We start from the raw sequence: 18088 nt of genomic DNA on the forward strand, positions 1-18088 counted from the left end.
TGTACGTGGATTTGCCGAACTGTTGATGTTAGCGCTTCGGTTTTTACCTCACTTTCAGGCGTTCACTAAAGCCCGAGTGCGCGCAAATCGAGCTGGCCATGGCGCATGCCGGGGCACCAGACATAGGCGCCATTGACCGGCTTTGTGAAGCCAAATAAGCCATCGATGATGCCATCGTGCGCCCCACTCATGCGCGTCAGCAGCACCTCATAGGCCTCTAAGGAGTGACCAAACGCGGTGAACACCAGGCCGGCGCGATTACCTGCCGACCATGGCATGGAGCGGCGCAGCACATGCGCCTCAGGCGTTGGTGCCTCTTGCTCAGTGCGCTTCACGTGCGCGCTTTCCGGGGCGTCATCGAACTCCTCATTGCTGATGCGATGGCGCCCAACGGTGTTGTCTTGTTCGGCATCGGTCATGGCATCGAAGGTCTTAAAGTCATGTAGCCATTGCTGCACGGCCACATAGCTGCTGCCCACCAAGGCATCGGCAGCCGGTGCCATGACGCTCGCCACCGCCACGGCCTCCTCGCCTTCGGCATTTTCTGTGCCGTCTTCATAGCCTGTGAGATCTCGCCCCGTGTCGTATTTAAACGCTTCAATGCTGTGCTGGCGGCTAAATGCCGGCGCCACAAGCTCAACCCAGTGGCGCTCCACGTGCAACAGCTCCCCGCGTGATGAGCCGCGTAACCACAGCCATAACGCAATCGGCTGGCAAGGAATATCCACCAAGCTGCCATCGATGCGTGGCCCCGCGAGCAAGCCCGGAATATGCTGCCCCAACGCCTCCACCACACTCAAACCAATGCCGACGACCACGCGCTCGCCATCGGCCTGTGCGGCAATGGCTTGCAAGGTGACCTCCAGCGCCGTGCGATCGCTGAGTTGAAAGCTGATGTAGCGCGCGTGATCGGGGACAACGGCCAAAATGCCTGTTTGCGGGGTGTTCATGGCAACTCCTTAAAGCGTGATACGGTGATCCTAGCAAATCGTGGCCATAAAAAAGCCGCTACAACGAGCGGCTTTTTTACGCGACGCCAATTAACCGGCGAGCTTGGCTTTAAGCTCTAGGCGACGGCGATGCAAGACCGGCTCAGTATAGCCATTGGGCTGCACACAGCCTTCAAATACCAGCTCTGCGGCGGCCTGATACGCCACGCTATTGGCAAAATCAGGAGCCATTGGCGTATACAGTGGATCGCCAGCATTTTGCTGATCCACCACCGCTGCCATGCGCTCCATGGCCTCAGTCACTTGCGCTTTCGTGCAAATGCCATGACGCAGCCAGTTCGCCACGTGTTGGCTGGAAATACGCAGCGTGGCACGGTCTTCCATCAGGCCAATATTGTTGATGTCTGGCACTTTCGAGCAGCCCACGCCTTGGTCAATCCAGCGCACCACATAGCCCAAAATGCCCTGACAGTTATTATCGAGCTCGTTTTTGATCTCCTCCGCCGACCAGCTGGGATTGCTCGCCACCGGATAGGTCAAGATGTCATCGAGCTTGGCGTGCTCACGCGACTTCAGCTGCGCTTGCACGTCTTGCACCAAGACTTGGTGGTAATGCGTGGCGTGCAGCGTGGCGCCGGTGGGTGAAGGGACCCAAGCGGTATTGGCGCCGGCTTTCGGATGGCCAATTTTCTGCTCGAGCATGGCTTTCATCAGGTCGGGCATGGCCCACATGCCTTTGCCAATTTGCGCCTTGCCTTGCAGGCCGCAACGCAGACCCACATCGACGTTCCAGTTCTCGTAGGCATTAATCCATGGCAACTTTTTCATGTCGGCTTTGCGCTCCATGGCGCCGGCCTCCATGGAAGTGTGCATCTCATCACCGGTGCGATCTAAGAAGCCGGTGTTGATGAAAATGACCCGCTCTTGAGCGGCGCGAATGCACTCTTTCAGGTTCACCGTGGTCCGGCGTTCCTCATCCATAATGCCCATTTTCAATGTGTTAGGCGCTAAACCGAAAGCATCTTCAACACGGGCAAAAATCTCGCTCGCAAACGCCACCTCTTCGGGGCCATGCATTTTCGGCTTCACGATATACATCGAACCGGTGCGCGAATTGCTCACACGGTTTTTCTTTTGCAGGTCGTGCATAGTGGCCAGCACGGTGACCAAGCAATCCATGATGCCCTCGGGCACGTCTTCGCCCTTTAAGCGCACCGCGGGGTTGGTCATCAAATGGCCAACATTGCGCACCAAGAGCAGCGCGCGGCCATGCAAGGTCAGCTCGCCACCCGTTGGCGTGGTGAATATGCGGTCGCTATTGAGTGTGCGTGTCAGTGTTTTGCCGCCCTTTTGAAAGGACTCCGTCAAGTCGCCTTTCATCAGGCCGAGCCAGTTGCTGTAGACCTCGACTTTGTCTTCGGCATCCACCGCCGCCACAGAGTCTTCGCAATCTTGAATCGCGGTAATGGCCGACTCGAGGTTCACATCTTTAATACCGGCGGCATCGGTTTTGCCAATGGCGCTGTCGCGATCGAATTGAATTTCAGCGTGCAGATTATTGTTTTTTAACAAGACGCTGCTGGGATTGGCGGCATCGCCGGTGTAGCCGACGAATTTTTCAGGCTGTGCTAAGGCGACGGTCGAGCCATTGTTCAAGGTCACGTGCAACTGACCATCGACCACGGCATAGCCGGTGCTGTCGGCATGTGAGCCTGAGGCTAACGGGGCGGCTTGGTCTAAGAATTGGCGGGCAAAGGCAATGACTTTATTGCCACGGATGGGGTTATAGCCGCCGCCACGCGTGGCGCCGTCGTCTTCGGAAATGGCATCGGTGCCGTAGAGTGCGTCGTATAAGGAGCCCCAACGCGCATTGGCGGCGTTTAATGCATAGCGAGCATTTTTGACCGGCACCACCAACTGCGGGCCGGCGATATGAGCAATTTCATCATCCACCTGTTCAGGTGTGACGCTGAAATCAGCGCCTTCGGGCACCAAATAGCCAATCTCAGTCAGGAATGTTTTGTAGGCACTGAACTCGGCTTTGGGGTTAGCTTGGTGCCAGGCATCAATTTTCGCCTGAATGGCATCGCGCTTGGCCAGCAAGGCTTTATTTTTGGGCATCAGGTCGGTCATGATCTGTTCGAACTGCTGCCAAAAGTGCTCAGGGCTAATGCCCGTGCCTGGAGCGACCTCATTATTCACTAAATCAAACAATGATTTGGCGATGTCGAGTTCGCCGTGCTGGACGCGTTGTTCAGTCATATCGATGCCTCAATAATGCAGATGGGAATATTCACGAGGGCAATAGTTTACCCAAGTCTCGCGCGTTGGTCATTCCCGAATACGTCGAATGCGCGCATTGCGCCGCGCCCAGCCCGGCTCATTGACCGCCTTTTCTTCCTGCTCAGTGATCTGCCGTGCCACAAAGGTAATGAGCTGACGCAGCCATCGGTGCGCTGGGCTGTGATGCAGCAGCGGCCCCCAGGCCATCTTTAACTCAAAGGCCGGAATGTGAAATGGCGGCTCTTTAATCACCAACTGCGGATGGTTGTGCTGCAACAAGGCAATGCGCGTTGGCAGCGTCGCCACCAAGTCAGCCTTATGTGCCACCAGCGCGGGCATTTGGTAGTGCCGTGTGTAAATCGTGATGCGCCGGCGCTGACCCAAGCGCTCCAGCGCCGCATCGATTTGGCCTAAATGACCGCGCTCAGGATTGACGCCAAAACCAATGCCCATGCCGGTTTTCGACACCCAAATATGCTGCGAATCGAGATAGCTTTTGAGATTAAAACGCAGCGCGGCGGGATTATTACGATTGAGCAAGCAGGAAAAACTGTCGCTCCACAGGGAAATCTGGTGGAACGATTGTGGAATTTCATTAAATCGGTTGATGGCTAAGTCGACTTTGCCCTGCTCAATGTCTTGCACGCTGACATCCGATGGCGTGAGAAAATCCAAGACCACATCGGGAGCCTCCGAGCGCAGCGCTTTCACCAATGCCGGCACCAGTGTGGCCTCTGCATAGTCACTCGACATGATGCGAAACACACGGCGCGAAGTCAGTGGCCGAAACTCTTGGCGCGGCTCTAATATGTCGGTGACTTGCGAGAGTGCTTGGCGCACCATGGGCGCGAGCTCGAGCGCGCGCTCAGTGGGCGTCATGCCATGGCTGGCACGAATTAATAGCGGGTCATTAAAGAGATCGCGTAGGCGCTTGAGGCCGTTAGACATGGCCGGCTGCGTAATGCCCAATTGGGCGGCGGCGCGCGTGACACTTTGTTCACGCAGCAAAACATCTAAATAGACCAGCAAGTTCAGATCAACGCGTTCAAGATTCATGGCATGAATACCGACTATAAAAACTATAAACTTTGAAAATTATGCCATGAAGTCATACACTGCGCGCACTGTTAATAGTGCCCGTAGCTTTTAACATCCACCCCTCCTGACAGGAAGACGCCATGACTACGTACACCTCTGCGATTGATGCTGTTCGCGCCGTTAAAGCCAAATTTGGCGATACATGGAGCGCAATTAGCCCTGAAGATGCTGCTCGCATGCAAATGCAAAACCGCTTCAAAACCGGTTTAGACATCGCCAAGTACACCGCCGGCATCATGCGCCGTGACATGGCTGAGTACGATGCTGACACCAGCAAGTACACACAGTCGCTGGGTTGCTGGCACGGTTTTGTTGGCCAACAAAAAATGATTGCCAACAAAAAATACTTCGGCACCACCGAGAAAAAATACCTGTACCTGTCCGGCTGGATGGTTGCTGCGTTACGTTCAGAATTCGGCCCACTGCCCGACCAATCCATGCACGAAAAAACTGCCGTGCCAGCATTGATCGAAGAGCTTTATACATTCTTGCGTCAAGCCGATGCAAAAGAAATGAACGATCTTTTCCGCAACTTGAAAAAAGCGCAAGACGCTGGTGACAGCGCCAAAGCGGCTGATCTCGAAGCCCAAATCAACAACTTCGAAACGCACGTTGTGCCAGTGATTGCTGATATCGACGCCGGCTTCGGTAACGATGAAGCGACATACTTGTTGACCAAGAAAATGATCGAAGCCGGTGCCTGCGCCATTCAGATCGAAAACCAAGTATCCGATGCTAAGCAGTGCGGCCACCAGGCTGGCAAAGTCACCGTGCCACACGAAGACTTCATCGCGAAAATCAACGCGGTGCGTTATGCATTCTTAGAGCTCGGTGTTGAGGAAGGCGTGATTGTTGCCCGTACTGACTCCGAAGGTGCCGACCTGACACAAAAAATCCCTGTCTCTAACCAGAAAGGTGATTTGGCATCGCAGTACATCAGCTACTTAGACACGCAAGAAATCGACATCTCCGAAGCACAAGATGACGAAATCCTCATCAAGCGTGACGGCAAACTGCATCGTCCAAAGCGTTTGGCTTCTGGTCTGTATCAGTTCCGCGAAGGCACACAAATCGACCGCGTGGTGCTCGATTGCGTCACCTCGCTGCAGAACGGCGCTGATTTATTGTGGATCGAAACACCAACGCCAAACGTGCAAGAAATCGCTCACATGGTTAACCGCGTGAAAGAAATCGTGCCAAACGCGAAGCTGGTCTACAACAACAGCCCATCGTTCAACTGGACGCTGAACTTCCGTCAGCAAGCCTATGATCGTATGGCCGCTGCTGGCAAAGATGTGTCGGCCTATGATCGCGCCAAACTGATGAGCGTTGAATACGACAACACCGAGTTGGCCAAAGATGCAGATGAGAAAATCCGCACCTTCCAAGCCGATGCAGCCCGTGAAGCAGGCGTATTCCACCACTTGATCACACTGCCTACTTACCACACTACTGCTCTGCACATGCACGAACTGTCCAAAGGCTACTTTGGCGACCAAGGCATGTTGGCTTATGTGGCTGGCGTACAACGCAAAGAGATCCGCGAAGGCGTGTCATGCGTGAAGCACCAAGCCATGGCTGGCTCAGACATTGGCGATGATCACAAAGAGATCTTCGCTGGCGAGCAAGCACTGAAAGCCGGTGATGACAGCAAAAACACGATGAACCAGTTCGGCGGCTAATCGCTTAACTGATTCAAAAAAACCCACGCCACGGCGTGGGTTTTTTTATCAATTAAATTTGTAATAACCGCATTTCCGTCTTGCTATGAGGCTAGTGTCTGTAGGAAATTCAATGTATTAATAACAAGAATATCGAGGATGCTCTATGGTATCGCAACGCCCTCTTTTCACGCTCCGCGCCCTCACCTTCTCTATGCTTTCTCTGGCTGCATCCTCTGGCATAGCCGGTGGTTTGGATTTGCCAACCATTACGGCGTCCCACCAAGGTACTTCCAATGCCAATGGCGCTGAAGCTAACGACCCTTCCGTCCTTTATTACAACCCCGCTGGCCTGGCTCGCCTGAAAGGCGGCTTGCAGGTGTCGCAGGGCTTTTCGTTGCTGATTCTGAACGGCAAGGTTGAGGCCGATAAAGCGGGATCAACCGGCACACCTCAAATGGGAGATACGGAAGGTCGGTCATTAGAAAACGACCCGAATGCCAATGGCGAACCAGGCACATTTTGGCCGCGTCTTCTCGGTGCTGGTGGTGCGTTTATTTCATTACCCGTCGATGACATCGTGACGGTAGGCTTAGGTGTTTTTGCTCCAGGCGGCGGTAACTTGAACTACAAGTCGAACTGGACTGGCGCATATCAGATCGACAGCATTGCCATCGAATTGATCAATATCAACCCATCCATCGGCATTCGCTTTGATGAGCAGCACAGCCTTGGCCTTGGCGTTTCGGTGATTGGTGGCCATATTCGTCAGAGAACGCAGATTGATGTTGTTGGTGTAGAGCCCTATCTACTGAAAAGCGCATTGGATAATGACACTCTCCCTGTACCAACCTCACAGGTTTGTACGCTTCTTCCACCGCTCTGCACAATTGGCACGAGTAATATTTCACTCGTGGAGGCCGGCAGCACAGGCAGTGCAAAAGTTGAAATGTATGGATACGGCCTTGGCTTCAATTTAGGCTACATGTTCGCAGTCAACGATAAAACACGCTTTGGCTTGGCTTATCGCTCAGAATCAACGATGAAGATGCGTGGCAAGTTGGAGTGGGACTTGTCTAATGTTGAGGGCAATAGCACATATTCGCTATTACAACCTGCACTGGGTGGTGCCACGCTTGAAGAACTTCTCAGAAGTAGCTTACGGCCAGATACTACAGCTAAAGGCGACTTGATTCTTCCTGCACGCACATCTGCCAATTTCTTTCATAAGCTAAACGATAAAATTGATCTGATGGCTGATTTCACATTTATTGAAACATCAGCTGTTGATAAGATTCGCGTTGAGTTTCTTGATGTTAAGAAAAAAGATGGCTCAGGCACAATCAAGCAAGGTGCCGGTGGTATCGATACCAAATGGAAGGACTCGTTCAAGGTGTCTGTCGGTGGCAACTATCATTACGATGACAAGCTGACCCTGAAGTCTGGCTTCCAGTATGACAAGACTCCGGTTCCATCAGCTGAATATCGTCATCCAGGTGCACCTGATAGCGATCGCTACATGTTCTCTGTGGGCGCAAACTACAAGCTGAAGAAAAACCTGACTTTGGATGCCGCTTATAGCGTCACATTCTTGGCAGACTCCGAGTCAAACTATCGTGATCGTTGCCGTGTTACATCGCGTGAAAATGAGGATGGCACCGAAGATACAAGCGGTAATGCCGAACCTTGTACCGGCAATGGTGGCACATTCAAGGGCCGCTTCTACGATACATCGATTCAGACACTTGGCATTCAGATGAACCAGAAGTTCTAATAGCAAGGCTATCAAAATATAAAAAGCCGGCAATTGTGCCGGCTTTTTTATGCTCAACTTGATTCAGATCATTATATTGACCAGCTCAAGTTCATTGGCTTTTCGCGCGCGCACCTCAGCCTTGCGACGGTTGTTCTCCAGTCCGACAAAGTCAAAAAAATCAGTGTCTGCCAGCTGCGAGGGCGCAATATTCTGAATGGCCGTGAACATGCTATCCAGACGCTGCGGAAACTGCTTGTCCCAATCTCTCAGCATCTGATTAACCACGGCGCGCTGCAAGTTTGCCTGTGAGCCACACAGGTTACATGGAATAATCGGAAACTCTTTTAGTCTGGCATATTCCGCAATATCTTTCTCTTTGCAGTAGGCCAGCGGCCTGATCAGAATATTCTTGCCGTCATCCGAGAGTAGCTTGGGCGGCATGGCTTTCAAGCGGCCATTATGAAAGAGATTCAGCATTAGGGTTGCCATGATGTCATCGCGATGATGACCCAGCGCCACTTTGGTTGCGCCAATCTCTTGCGCAAAGGCATAAAGATTGCCACGACGCAGTCGGCTACAGACGGCACAATAAGTCTGGCCTTCAGGCGTCAGTTCTTTGACGATGCTGTAAGTGTCTTTCTCGAGAATATAAAACGGTACGCCGCGCTGGGTCAGGTAAGCAGGTAATACCTCTTCTGGAAAGTCTGGCTGCTTTTGGTCCAGATTAACCGCGACAATCTCGAATTTTATCGGGGAACTGATTTGCAGGCTAAGCAAGATTTCCAGCATGGTATAGCTATCTTTACCGCCAGACAGGCAAACCATAATCTTGTCGCCATCCTGGATCATATTGTAATCGGCGATAGCTTGCCCGGTGAGTCGACGCAAGCGCTTTTGTAGCTTATTAAACTCAGTGCGCGATTTACTTTCAGCGGGCTTGGTTGTTTGCATGATGTCAGCAGATGTGGACATATCAGTGCCTAGGCATTCCATAAGTGACGCGCATTTTCGCGAAAGCCGCTGCCCATGTAAACCTAGCTTATGCGTCAAAGACCTCTTTACTTACGATAAAGAGGCCTGGTTGCTATAGCTTAAAAGCGCTGGTTCAGCTGAATGCCGGCAGAATGCACATAGGTGTTTTTAAACACACCACGGAAGGTGCCGCCATTGCCCGTGCACTGCGTTGTTGATGTGGCGCCATCCGCTGGAGCTTGCGAAAGTAAATAGCCCGATGGATGGCAGTCATCCGTATAGTTGGCTGCCGCATCCTCAATCACGATATAGCTATAAGCAAGATCGATATCCAAGCCCTTTCGTGGCGAGATATTCGCACCTAAGGAATACACAAAGCGGTTGTTATCCGGTAGCGCGGCATGACGTGCCTCTGCATCCGGCAATGGTGTTTGCTCATAACCAAAGCCGGTACGCAGCATGAGCTTGTCATTGACGCGATAATTTAGGCCGACGGCCCCTTTAAATGTGTCCCGAAAGCGAGTGTTAACAACAGCATCACCTTGCGTAATAGTGCCATTGGGCCCTTCTCGATCTTCAGCAACAACGCGTAACTCTTGAATGCGACTAGTACGCGTCCACGTTAACGAGCCCATTAGCGCTAAACGGTCATTTACCTGATGAAATAATGCTGTACCGATAGACTCTGGCGTGACTATTTTCAGCTCCGCCTTTGAATCAGGCCGCACATAATTCTCAACATAATCCCGAAGCTCTATACGATTAGTTAATGCACCAACGAGGGATAATAAGTTGCCCTCACGTACACCAGTGATGTCAGGTATCGTGCCCGAAACATCGCTAAAGTCCCAATCATAATCAGCTTTAATGGTTTGGCGTATCAATGAGCGATACGTTAGGCCAAAGCGCGTACGGTCATCATTGAAACGATACATATAACCTGCATTCCAGCCGAAACCATAGCCAAAACCCTCTATGGTTAGCGAGCCCTCACCTTGTGCCTCAGACACTAAAGGCCCTGCGAGTAAGTTAGCTACACCAGTACAGGTAGCGGCAGTTATACCGCCGATTAGCGGTAAGCCAGATGGACTACAAGCTAAGCTAGCGCCTGTTTGAATAGTGCTCTTGCTAATGCCGTATGCCGCCTCTTCGACATCGGCGCCTGCACGTAGCTTCATATGCATGATTTGTGCAGACAAGCCAAAGCCAATGCTGTGCTTATCATCAAAGCGTATAGACATCGAAGGGTTTATATTGACTGTCTCAATCGTGCCTTCATCTTGAAACATCCGACCAACCCAGTCCGATTTATAATTAACATTGGCACCATAGGGAACAAAAATGCCTAGGCCTAAGGTGATGGTGTCGCTATAGGGCATTACGGCGTAAAACTGACCTGCAGGGATGGCTTGTGGATGATAGCTGCCGCCATTGCCACCAGTTTGTAGCTCAGTGCCCGAGCCATTGTTTAAGCGTGTCGTGCCCATGTTTTCAAACTGCCCACGAACAGACAAAACCTGTCCGGCTTGCGAAACCATGGTGGTTTTTAAGCGCGCCATGCCGGCTGGGTTGAAAAATACCGTTGAAGCGTCGTTTGCTTCGGCAGCATTGGCTTGCGCACTCCCCATGGCACTAGTTGATTGCCACGGGTATTCGAGACCGGCTGCGTGCGTAGTTAATGAGAAGCTAGCTATAGCAATAGTAATAGCGGATTGGCGAACAATATGGCGATGCATTGAACACTCGATAATCTGAAAGTGAGGGTTAGTACTGACAAATGTCAGAACTTGCTAGTCACCAGATCATATCGACCATTCGTCGCCAATTGGGAAGCCTTTGTCAGACAAAAATGCTAAATGGTCAAAAGCCATACAAAAACTTAAATTAGTTCGGCGCAGATCGCAGCAAGTGCCGTGCTAGGATTTTTTGCCTGCGTGATTGGCCTACCAATCACTAGATAACTAGAGCCTGCAGCCATTGCTTGAGTGGGCGTCATGATTCGGCGCTGGTCATCGCTGGGATGATCAGCTGGGCGGATGCCTGGCGTGACTAAAACAAAGCCTTTACCAAAGCGCTCGCGCAGCATTGAAGCCTCATGTGCCGAGCATACGACGCCATCGAGCCCACAGCTTGACGTGAGGTCTGCCAACGCAATGACTTGGCTTTCAGGGCTCTGTGTAATGCCGATCTCCAGCAAGTCTGATGCTTCCATGCTGGTAAGCACGGTAACAGCCGTTAGTAAAGTGCAGTAATTACCTTTAACTAGGCGCTCGCTAGCCGCTGTCAGCATACGTCGACCACCACTAGCATGCACATTGACCATCCAGACGCCGAGATCAGCAGCCGCAGCTACCGCAGAGGCTACCGTATTGGGGATGTCATGAAACTTAAGGTCTAGAAAAACTTCAAAACCCCGCTGATGTAGCTCACGCACGAGATTTGGGCCGGCATAGGTAAATAGCTCTTTGCCTACCTTCAATCGCGCTTTTGTTGGATCTATATCATCGGCAAATGCTAAGGCTTGCCCAGCGGACGTGAAATCTAAGGCAATAACAATTGGTGAGCGTTTAACGCTATTAATGACTGACATAAAACGCCTGATTAATACACAGGTGGTGGCGCAGGTGGCTCGTGGCTACGCACAGCGAGTGCTTGCTGGCGCGCAGTTTCACGCACCTGCGCTAGTGCTTCGGCATCGGCGGCCTGGGTCGCTTCTTGCGCTCTCGCCTGCTCAGCCTCACGTGCTTTACGCCACATGCTTAGGCGAGTGCTAAAGCTGCCAGCGATGAAGCCAACAATGACGCCAACGGTTAGTGACATGAAAATAACAAAACCAGCATTTACCGGGCCAGTATTGGTAAACAATAAGTTCAAGCTGACCGAGTCGTTATTAACAATAACCATCCAAAACCCAGTAAATAGAAAAACGAGCATAAAAGCCCAGAAAACAGCCTTTTTAATGGCAGTCATGATTGATTACCCTCAATGGCCGTGTGACTAGCACTTTCATCGACGCGGTCACGTAATGCTTTGCCGGGCTTAAAGTGAGGCGAGCTTTTCGCTTGCAAGGAAACCGATTCGCCAGTCTTTGGGTTGCGACCAATGCGAGGCGCACGATGATGCAGACAGAAACTACCAAAGCCGCGTATTTCAATGCGCTCATTGGTGGCTAGCGTTTCTGACAGCTGCTCGACCATGGTCTTCACAGCAAGCTCCACATCTTTACCTGTGAGCAGCGTTTGACGAGCACTGAGGCGCTCGATGATGTCTGATCGGGTCAATGTCATTGTGGCTCTCTCATTTGCGCGAAATAGTGAAAAATCAACACACTGATTCTAAACATAAAAAAACGGGAGTAGTCACCTACCCCCGTTTATTTTTACCACAGATCGCTAAGATCAGTTACCCATCTGGGCCTTGATCAAATCACCAATGGTCTTAGGACCAGCGGCATCTTCTGGCTGATCTTTCAGATTGGCAATCGCTTCGCGGTCATCAGCTTCGTCTTTGGCTTTCACCGACAAGCTAATTAAGCGAGTTTTACGATCGATGCTGATGATTTTAGCTTCAACAGTATCGCCAACAGTCAGATGCTTAGTAGCATCTTCAACGCGATCGCGGCTCAATTCAGACGCACGCAGGCTGCCTTCCACACCGTCCATCACTTCGATGGTCGCGCCTTTGGCATCAACCGACTTCACCGTGCCTTTGATGATGGCGCCTTTATCGAACTGGGCAACGAAATCACCGAAAGGATCGCGCTCTAATTGCTTGATGCCTAAGGAGATACGCTCGCGCTCTGGGTCAACCGACAAGATGGTGGCTTCGATGGGATCGCCCTTCTTGTAGTTGCGAACAGCTTCTTCGCCTGGCTCATTCCACGAAATGTCGGAGAGGTGAACCAAACCATCGATGCCGCCGTCGAGGCCGATGAAGATACCAAAGTCAGTGATCGACTTGATGTTGCCGGCCACTTTCTCGCCCTTCTCATGTTGACGCGCAAAGGCATCCCATGGATTTTCGCGGCACTGTTTGATACCCAAGGAGATGCGACGACGTACTTCGTCGATGTCCAAGACCATAACTTCCACTTCGTCGCCGATTTGTACGACTTTAGATGGGTGGATGTTTTTGTTGGTCCAATCCATTTCTGATACGTGCACGAGGCCTTCCACGCCTTCTTCGATTTCAGCAAAGCAGCCGTAATCGGTCAGGTTGGTGATCTTGGCTTGGACGCGTGTACCTTCTGGGTAACGGCCCATTAATGCTAACCATGGATCTTCGCCCAGCTGTTTCAGACCCAAGGACACACGATTGCGCTCACGGTCAAATTTCAGCACTTTCACGGTCAGCTCAGTGCCCACTTCAACGATTTCGCTTGGATGCTTGATGCGCTTCCAAGCCATGTCGGTGATGTGCAACAGACCATCGATACCGCCGAGGTCGACGAATGCGCCGTAATCGGTCAAGTTTTTCACGATGCCTTTAACCACTTGGCCTTCTTGCAGGTTGGCCAGTAGTTGTTCGCGTTCTGCGGAGCTTTCAGCTTCCATCACAGCGCGGCGTGACACCACAACGTTGTTGCGTTTAGCGTCGAGCTTGATGAGTTTGAATTCAAGCTCACGGCCTTCTAAATGTGCTGTATCGCGGATTGGGCGAATATCGACCAATGAGCCCGGCAAGAACGCACGAATAGAGCCGATATCGACGGTGAAACCGCCTTTAACTTTGCCAGACATGATGCCTTTGACGATTTCGCTGGCTTCGAAGATTTTCTCTAAGCGAATCCAGGTTTCGGCGCGTTTAGCTTTTTCGCGTGACAGCAGGGTGTAGCCCATGCCGTTGTCGAGAGCATCGACAACAACGTCTACTTCATCACCTACAGCGACTTCTAGCTCGCGGCGATCATTCAAAAACTCTTCGCGGGCAATGACGCCCTCGGATTTCAAGCCAGTGTCGACCGTTACCCAATCACTATCGATGGCAACAACGGTACCCTTGATCAGAGCACCGCGCTCTACATCTAGGGAAACTAAGCTTTCTTCAAACAGGGCGGCAAATGAATCAGTCATGTAATCCTTCCAGTGCCAAGGTGGCACTTCTATTCAGCCGACGGACCAGCTCCGACGGGTTTATGGGGTAAGAATCAATGCCAGCCACACTGGTAGACGCTAGGCATTGATTCGCCAACAGCAAGAACACCGGGCGATGGTCTTGCGCTAGTACTGTAGCCGCCGCTAAGGCGTCGGCTATTAATTCAGAAACTTGGCCAGTTCGGGCGCGGCTCGGGCGGCATCAATAACACGCTGCACAACGGCCTCAATGCCCAAGTCCGTGCTATCGAGCACTAAGGCGCCCTCGGCTGGCTTCAACGGCGCAATGCTGCGCTCCATATCGCGCGTATCACGTGCACGAATATCGTCAATTAGGGCGGCGAGGCTAGCATCAAAGCCCTTTTCAAGCAACTGCTTGTAGCGCCGCTCGGCTCGCGCCTCTGCTGAGGCCGTGAGAAATACCTTGAGATCGGCGTGCGGAAAAACCACGGTGCCCATGTCGCGGCCATCGGCCACTAAGCCGGGTGATTCGCGGAATGCTTGTTGGCGCGCCAACAGGGCATTGCGCACGCGCGGCAGCACGGCCACCTGAGAGGCCGCACGACCGGCCTCCTCGGTACGAATTTCTAAGCTCACGTCTTCGCCTTCGAGCATGATGATGGCGTCGCCATTGGCATCGGCAGTGAATTGCACATCTAAATGCGCCGCCAAGACTTCGAGCGCGGGTTCATTATCGATGGACACCGCATGACGCTTAGCCGCTGCGCCGAGCAGACGATAGAGCGCACCGGAGTCGAGCACATGAAAGCCTAAGCGCGCCGCAACGCGATGGGCAATGGTGCCTTTACCTGATCCGCTCGGGCCGTCAATGGTAAGCACGGGCACATAAATCGTGGCGGTGCGGCGTTCAATTTCATCACTCATGCAAACTTTTACTCTAACGCTTAATGAAGGTCGTGTTCGCTGGCGCGAATGCGAAGACCGCAGCGCCGAGCAAGACCAATAAAGTCTGGAAAACTGGTGGCAACATTGGCGCAGTCACGAATCACTATCGGGCCAGTAGCACGCAAACCAGCCATAGCAAATGACATGGCGATACGGTGATCGCCGTGGCTGATGACCTCACCACTGCCGATCGGGCCGCCGGTAATGACAATGCCATCGGCGGTCGGCACTGCGCTGACACCGAGCGTGAGCAGACCATCAGCCATGACTTGAATACGATCAGACTCTTTTACGCGCAACTCTTCAGCGCCGGTCAGCGTAGTCACGCCTTCGGCACAGGCTGCTGCAATAAATAGGGATGGGAACTCATCGATAGCCAGTGGCACTTGATCTTCGGGGATATCAATGCCCTTTAGCTGCGCACTGCGCACATGCAGATCCGCCACTGGCTCACCGCCGACTTCACGGCTATTGAGCACCTCAATATTGCCGCCCATGGCGCGCAAAATATTGATCACGCCAACGCGTGTGGGGTTCATGCCCACGTGCTCAAGAACCAGGTCGGAGTCCGGTGCGATGCTGGCCGCGACGAGGAAAAATGCCGCCGAGGAAATATCCGCGGGCACATCGATTTGTGTGGCTGTCAGCTTGCCGCCACCTTGCACATTGGCGGTGGCGCCCTCGGTTTTCACCGCATAGCCAAAACCGCGCAACATACGCTCGGTATGATCACGGGTGGGTGCCGGCTCAGTCACCGAGGTCGTGCCCTGAGCCCATAGCCCGGCAAGCAGCACGCCCGACTTGACTTGGGCGCTGGCGATCGGCATGTCGTAATGAATGCCCTTCAGTGCAGCATTGCCAGTAATGGTCACTGGCGGTGTGCCGCGTTCGCCGGTGGTTTGAATATCGGCGCCCATCATACGTAGTGGCTTAGCGATGCGCTCCATCGGGCGTTTTGCCAATGAGGCATCGCCGGTGAGCACGGCATTGAAGGGTTGCGCCGACAGCAAGCCCGAGAGCAGGCGCATGGTGGTGCCGGAGTTGCCAACGTAAATTGGCCCCGGCGGCGCTTTCAGGCCGTGCAGGCCGACGCCATGGACGCGCACGCGGCCAGCGGTTGGCCCCTCAATGACCACGCCCATGTCGCGGAAGGCTTGTAGCGTGGCGAGTGCATCCTCGCCTTCTAAAAAGCCGGTGACATCGGTCACACCGGTGGCCAGCGAGCCAAGCATGATGGAACGATGCGAAATGGATTTATCGCCGGGCACGCGCGCGCGACCCGTGAAATTGCCGCCGGGCTCGACGGTAAAACGTAATTCTTTGGTATGGGTCATGGACTTTGCATAGGCCGTACCGGCCAACATGTGGGTGAAGTGTTCGCGAGCGGCACGAGCACGGGTAAACATGCCGAGCAAGGCGTCGCTGTCATTGCTGGTAATGGCGTCTCGCACGCGTTGAGTACCAGCCTCAAAGGCATCTAAGGCGCTGATCACGGCGTCGCGATTGGCCAGAAAAATATCGTGCCACATGCGTGGATCGCTGGCAGCAATGCGGGTGAAGTCGCGAAAACCGCCGGCAGCATACCGAAAAATGTCGAGATTGTCTGATTCTTGCGCCAAGGTATCGACGAGTGAGAAGGCCAGCAGGTGTGGCAAATGACTAGTTCGCGCTAATACCGCGTCGTGCTGCTCAACGCGCATAGTCATCACTTCAGCGCCAGCAGCCTGCCAAAGTGCCGTCACCAACGCCACGGCATCGGCACTGGTGTGCGTAAGTGGCGTGAGAATGACTTTATGCGCGGCAAATAGATCCGCCCTACCCGCCATCACGCCGCTTTGCTCAGAGCCGGCAATGGGATGACCGGGCACAAAGGTTGCTGGTACGTGGCCCCAGACGGCTTCGGCGGCGGCCACGACATTGCCTTTGGTGCTCCCCACATCGGTGACCACAGCACTTTGGCTCAATGCCGGCTTAATGGCGGCCATGACGGCTTCGGTGGCATTCACCGGCATCGCCAAGATCACTAAATCAGCACCGCGCACAGCATCGGCAGGATTGGCATAACCGATATCGATAATGCCCAACTGCTGCGCAGTGGCGAGAGTTTGGCGACTACGACTGGCGGCGGTAATGCGCTCAACCAGGCCACGCTCGCGCAGCAGTCGCGCTAAGCTCGAGCCAATGAGGCCGAGACCAATAAAGGCGACTTGACGTAATGGCCAGCGTTGCATTAGCCGTCCACCTGCTGATTAAGCACACGCGCTAAGGCATTAATCGCAAAGCTATTTTCTTCTTCCGTGCCAATCGATATGCGTAGGTGATTGGGCAAGCCATAAGCGCCCACGGGTCGCACAATCACGCCCTCGCGCAGCAAGGCCTGAAAGATCGGCATGGCCTCGGCGGCCATATCCACGCAGAGAAAATTCCCGCGCGATGGCAAGCAGCTCAGGCCGAGCGCTTGTGTGGCGGCGAGCCATTGCGACATACCGGCATCGTTTAGTGCACGGGTTTGCTGAACAAAGGCCTCATCGGTGATCGCCGCCTCGGCAGCTATGAGCGCTAAGCTATTGACATTAAACGGCTGTCGCACGCGATTAAGCAGGCCGCTGAGCTCGGCACTGGCCACCCCATAGCCCACGCGCAACGACGCCAGACCATAGGCTTTCGCCAAGGTGCGGGTGACAATCAGGTTGGCGTAACGACCAAGCTGCGCCAGGCCGTTGAGTGCCGATGCATCGCTGACGAACTCGCCATAGGCCTCGTCGAGCACCACAATCACATGAGCGGGTACGCGGGTCATTAAGGCGTGAAAATCGGCCTCGCTAAACCACGTGCCGGTGGGATTGTTGGGGTTGGCGAGGAAAATCACCTTGGTTTTTGTGGTGATGGCCTCCGCCATGGCGACTAAGTCGTGGCCATAATCCCGCGCCGGCACACACACGCCGGTGGCCCCCACGGCTTGCACGCTGAGCGGGTAGACGGCAAAGGCGTATTGGCTATAAATAGCCTCATCACCCTCACCCAAAAACACCCGCGCGATGATATCGAGCAGGTCATTCGAGCCGTTACCGAGTGTGATGGCCTCAAGCGCACAGCCAAACTTGTTGGCAATCGCCTGCTTTAAGCGAAAACCACTGCCATCAGGGTAGCGCCCGAGTTCAAGCGGATTGGCTAAGGCTAGTTGCAGTGCGGCCAAGGCTTTCGGCGATGGCCCGAGCGGATTTTCATTGCTAGCTAATTTCACCACGCGTGTTAGGCCGAGCTCACGCTGTAGCTCATCGACCGGCTTGCCGGGCTGATACGGCGCAAGACCCTGCACACCCAGTCGCGCTTGTTTAATAAAATCAGTCATGTAAAGCGATACCTTCG

14 protein-coding genes are annotated in these 18088 nt (G+C 53.4%); 2 read left to right on the forward strand and 12 right to left on the reverse strand.

Annotated elements, in window-relative coordinates:
* Positions 1–65: 65 nt before the first annotated feature.
* The 3 genes from DFR26_RS09890 to DFR26_RS09900 all read right to left on the reverse strand — a co-directional run bounded on the left by DFR26_RS09890 (position 66) and on the right by DFR26_RS09900 (position 4289).
* Positions 66–950, reverse strand: a complete 885-nt coding sequence (locus tag DFR26_RS09890) for a Dyp-type peroxidase (protein ID WP_116208801.1) — start codon at positions 948–950, stop codon at positions 66–68.
* A gap of 90 nt (positions 951–1040) precedes the next feature.
* Positions 1041–3212, reverse strand: a complete 2172-nt coding sequence (locus tag DFR26_RS09895; RefSeq protein ID WP_116208802.1) for a malate synthase G — start codon at positions 3210–3212, stop codon at positions 1041–1043.
* Between the two features lie 69 nt (positions 3213–3281).
* The gene (locus DFR26_RS09900; RefSeq protein ID WP_116208803.1) at positions 3282–4289 is read right to left on the reverse strand and encodes a LysR family transcriptional regulator; all 1008 of its coding nucleotides are present in this window, start codon (positions 4287–4289) and stop codon (positions 3282–3284) included.
* Between the two features lie 122 nt (positions 4290–4411).
* On the opposite strand from DFR26_RS09900, the gene DFR26_RS09905 reads away from it, so the two are divergent.
* Positions 4412–6013: an isocitrate lyase gene (locus tag DFR26_RS09905; RefSeq protein ID WP_116208804.1), complete on the forward strand. Its 1602-nt coding sequence runs from the start codon at positions 4412–4414 to the stop codon at positions 6011–6013.
* Between the two features lie 145 nt (positions 6014–6158).
* Positions 6159–7766 carry an OmpP1/FadL family transporter gene (locus tag DFR26_RS09910; RefSeq protein ID WP_116208805.1) on the forward strand — a complete coding sequence of 536 codons (1608 nt, stop codon included), beginning with the start codon at positions 6159–6161 and terminating at the stop codon, positions 7764–7766.
* A gap of 63 nt (positions 7767–7829) precedes the next feature.
* Here DFR26_RS09910 and ttcA read toward each other — a convergent pair whose 3' ends face one another.
* The 9 genes from ttcA to hisC all read right to left on the reverse strand — a co-directional run bounded on the left by ttcA (position 7830) and on the right by hisC (position 18071).
* Positions 7830–8699: a tRNA 2-thiocytidine(32) synthetase TtcA gene (gene ttcA, locus DFR26_RS09915; protein WP_425453369.1), complete on the reverse strand. Its 870-nt coding sequence runs from the start codon at positions 8697–8699 to the stop codon at positions 7830–7832.
* Between the two features lie 140 nt (positions 8700–8839).
* Positions 8840–10456, reverse strand: coding sequence for an OmpP1/FadL family transporter (locus DFR26_RS09920; RefSeq protein ID WP_116208806.1), 1617 nt, complete (start codon positions 10454–10456; stop codon positions 8840–8842).
* A gap of 143 nt (positions 10457–10599) precedes the next feature.
* Positions 10600–11310 (reverse strand): orotidine-5'-phosphate decarboxylase, encoded by a 711-nt coding sequence (pyrF, locus tag DFR26_RS09925; protein WP_116208807.1) that lies wholly within the window; start codon positions 11308–11310, stop codon positions 10600–10602.
* An 11-nt stretch (positions 11311–11321) separates the two neighbouring features.
* Positions 11322–11690 carry a lipopolysaccharide assembly protein LapA domain-containing protein gene (locus DFR26_RS09930; protein WP_116208808.1) on the reverse strand — a complete coding sequence of 123 codons (369 nt, stop codon included), beginning with the start codon at positions 11688–11690 and terminating at the stop codon, positions 11322–11324.
* Positions 11687–12007 carry an integration host factor subunit beta gene (ihfB, locus tag DFR26_RS09935; protein ID WP_181899050.1) on the reverse strand — a complete coding sequence of 107 codons (321 nt, stop codon included), beginning with the start codon at positions 12005–12007 and terminating at the stop codon, positions 11687–11689. Before ihfB ends, DFR26_RS09930 begins: the two co-directional genes overlap by 4 nt.
* Positions 12008–12118: 111 nt before the next feature.
* Complete coding sequence (gene rpsA / locus DFR26_RS09940; protein WP_116208809.1) at positions 12119–13792, reverse strand: 30S ribosomal protein S1; 1674 nt, start codon at positions 13790–13792, stop codon at positions 12119–12121.
* A gap of 180 nt (positions 13793–13972) precedes the next feature.
* Positions 13973–14665 carry a (d)CMP kinase gene (gene cmk, locus DFR26_RS09945; protein WP_281269901.1) on the reverse strand — a complete coding sequence of 231 codons (693 nt, stop codon included), beginning with the start codon at positions 14663–14665 and terminating at the stop codon, positions 13973–13975.
* A 53-nt stretch (positions 14666–14718) separates the two neighbouring features.
* Positions 14719–16950: a bifunctional prephenate dehydrogenase/3-phosphoshikimate 1-carboxyvinyltransferase gene (locus DFR26_RS09950; protein ID WP_116208811.1), complete on the reverse strand. Its 2232-nt coding sequence runs from the start codon at positions 16948–16950 to the stop codon at positions 14719–14721.
* Positions 16950–18071 carry a histidinol-phosphate transaminase gene (gene hisC, locus DFR26_RS09955; protein WP_116208812.1) on the reverse strand — a complete coding sequence of 374 codons (1122 nt, stop codon included), beginning with the start codon at positions 18069–18071 and terminating at the stop codon, positions 16950–16952. Before hisC ends, DFR26_RS09950 begins: the two co-directional genes overlap by 1 nt.
* Positions 18072–18088 lie beyond the last annotated feature (17 nt).

Origin of the sequence: Paraperlucidibaca baekdonensis, from assembly GCF_003387535.1 — a bacterium.
Classification (GTDB): Bacteria; Pseudomonadota; Gammaproteobacteria; order Pseudomonadales; family Moraxellaceae; genus Perlucidibaca; species Perlucidibaca baekdonensis.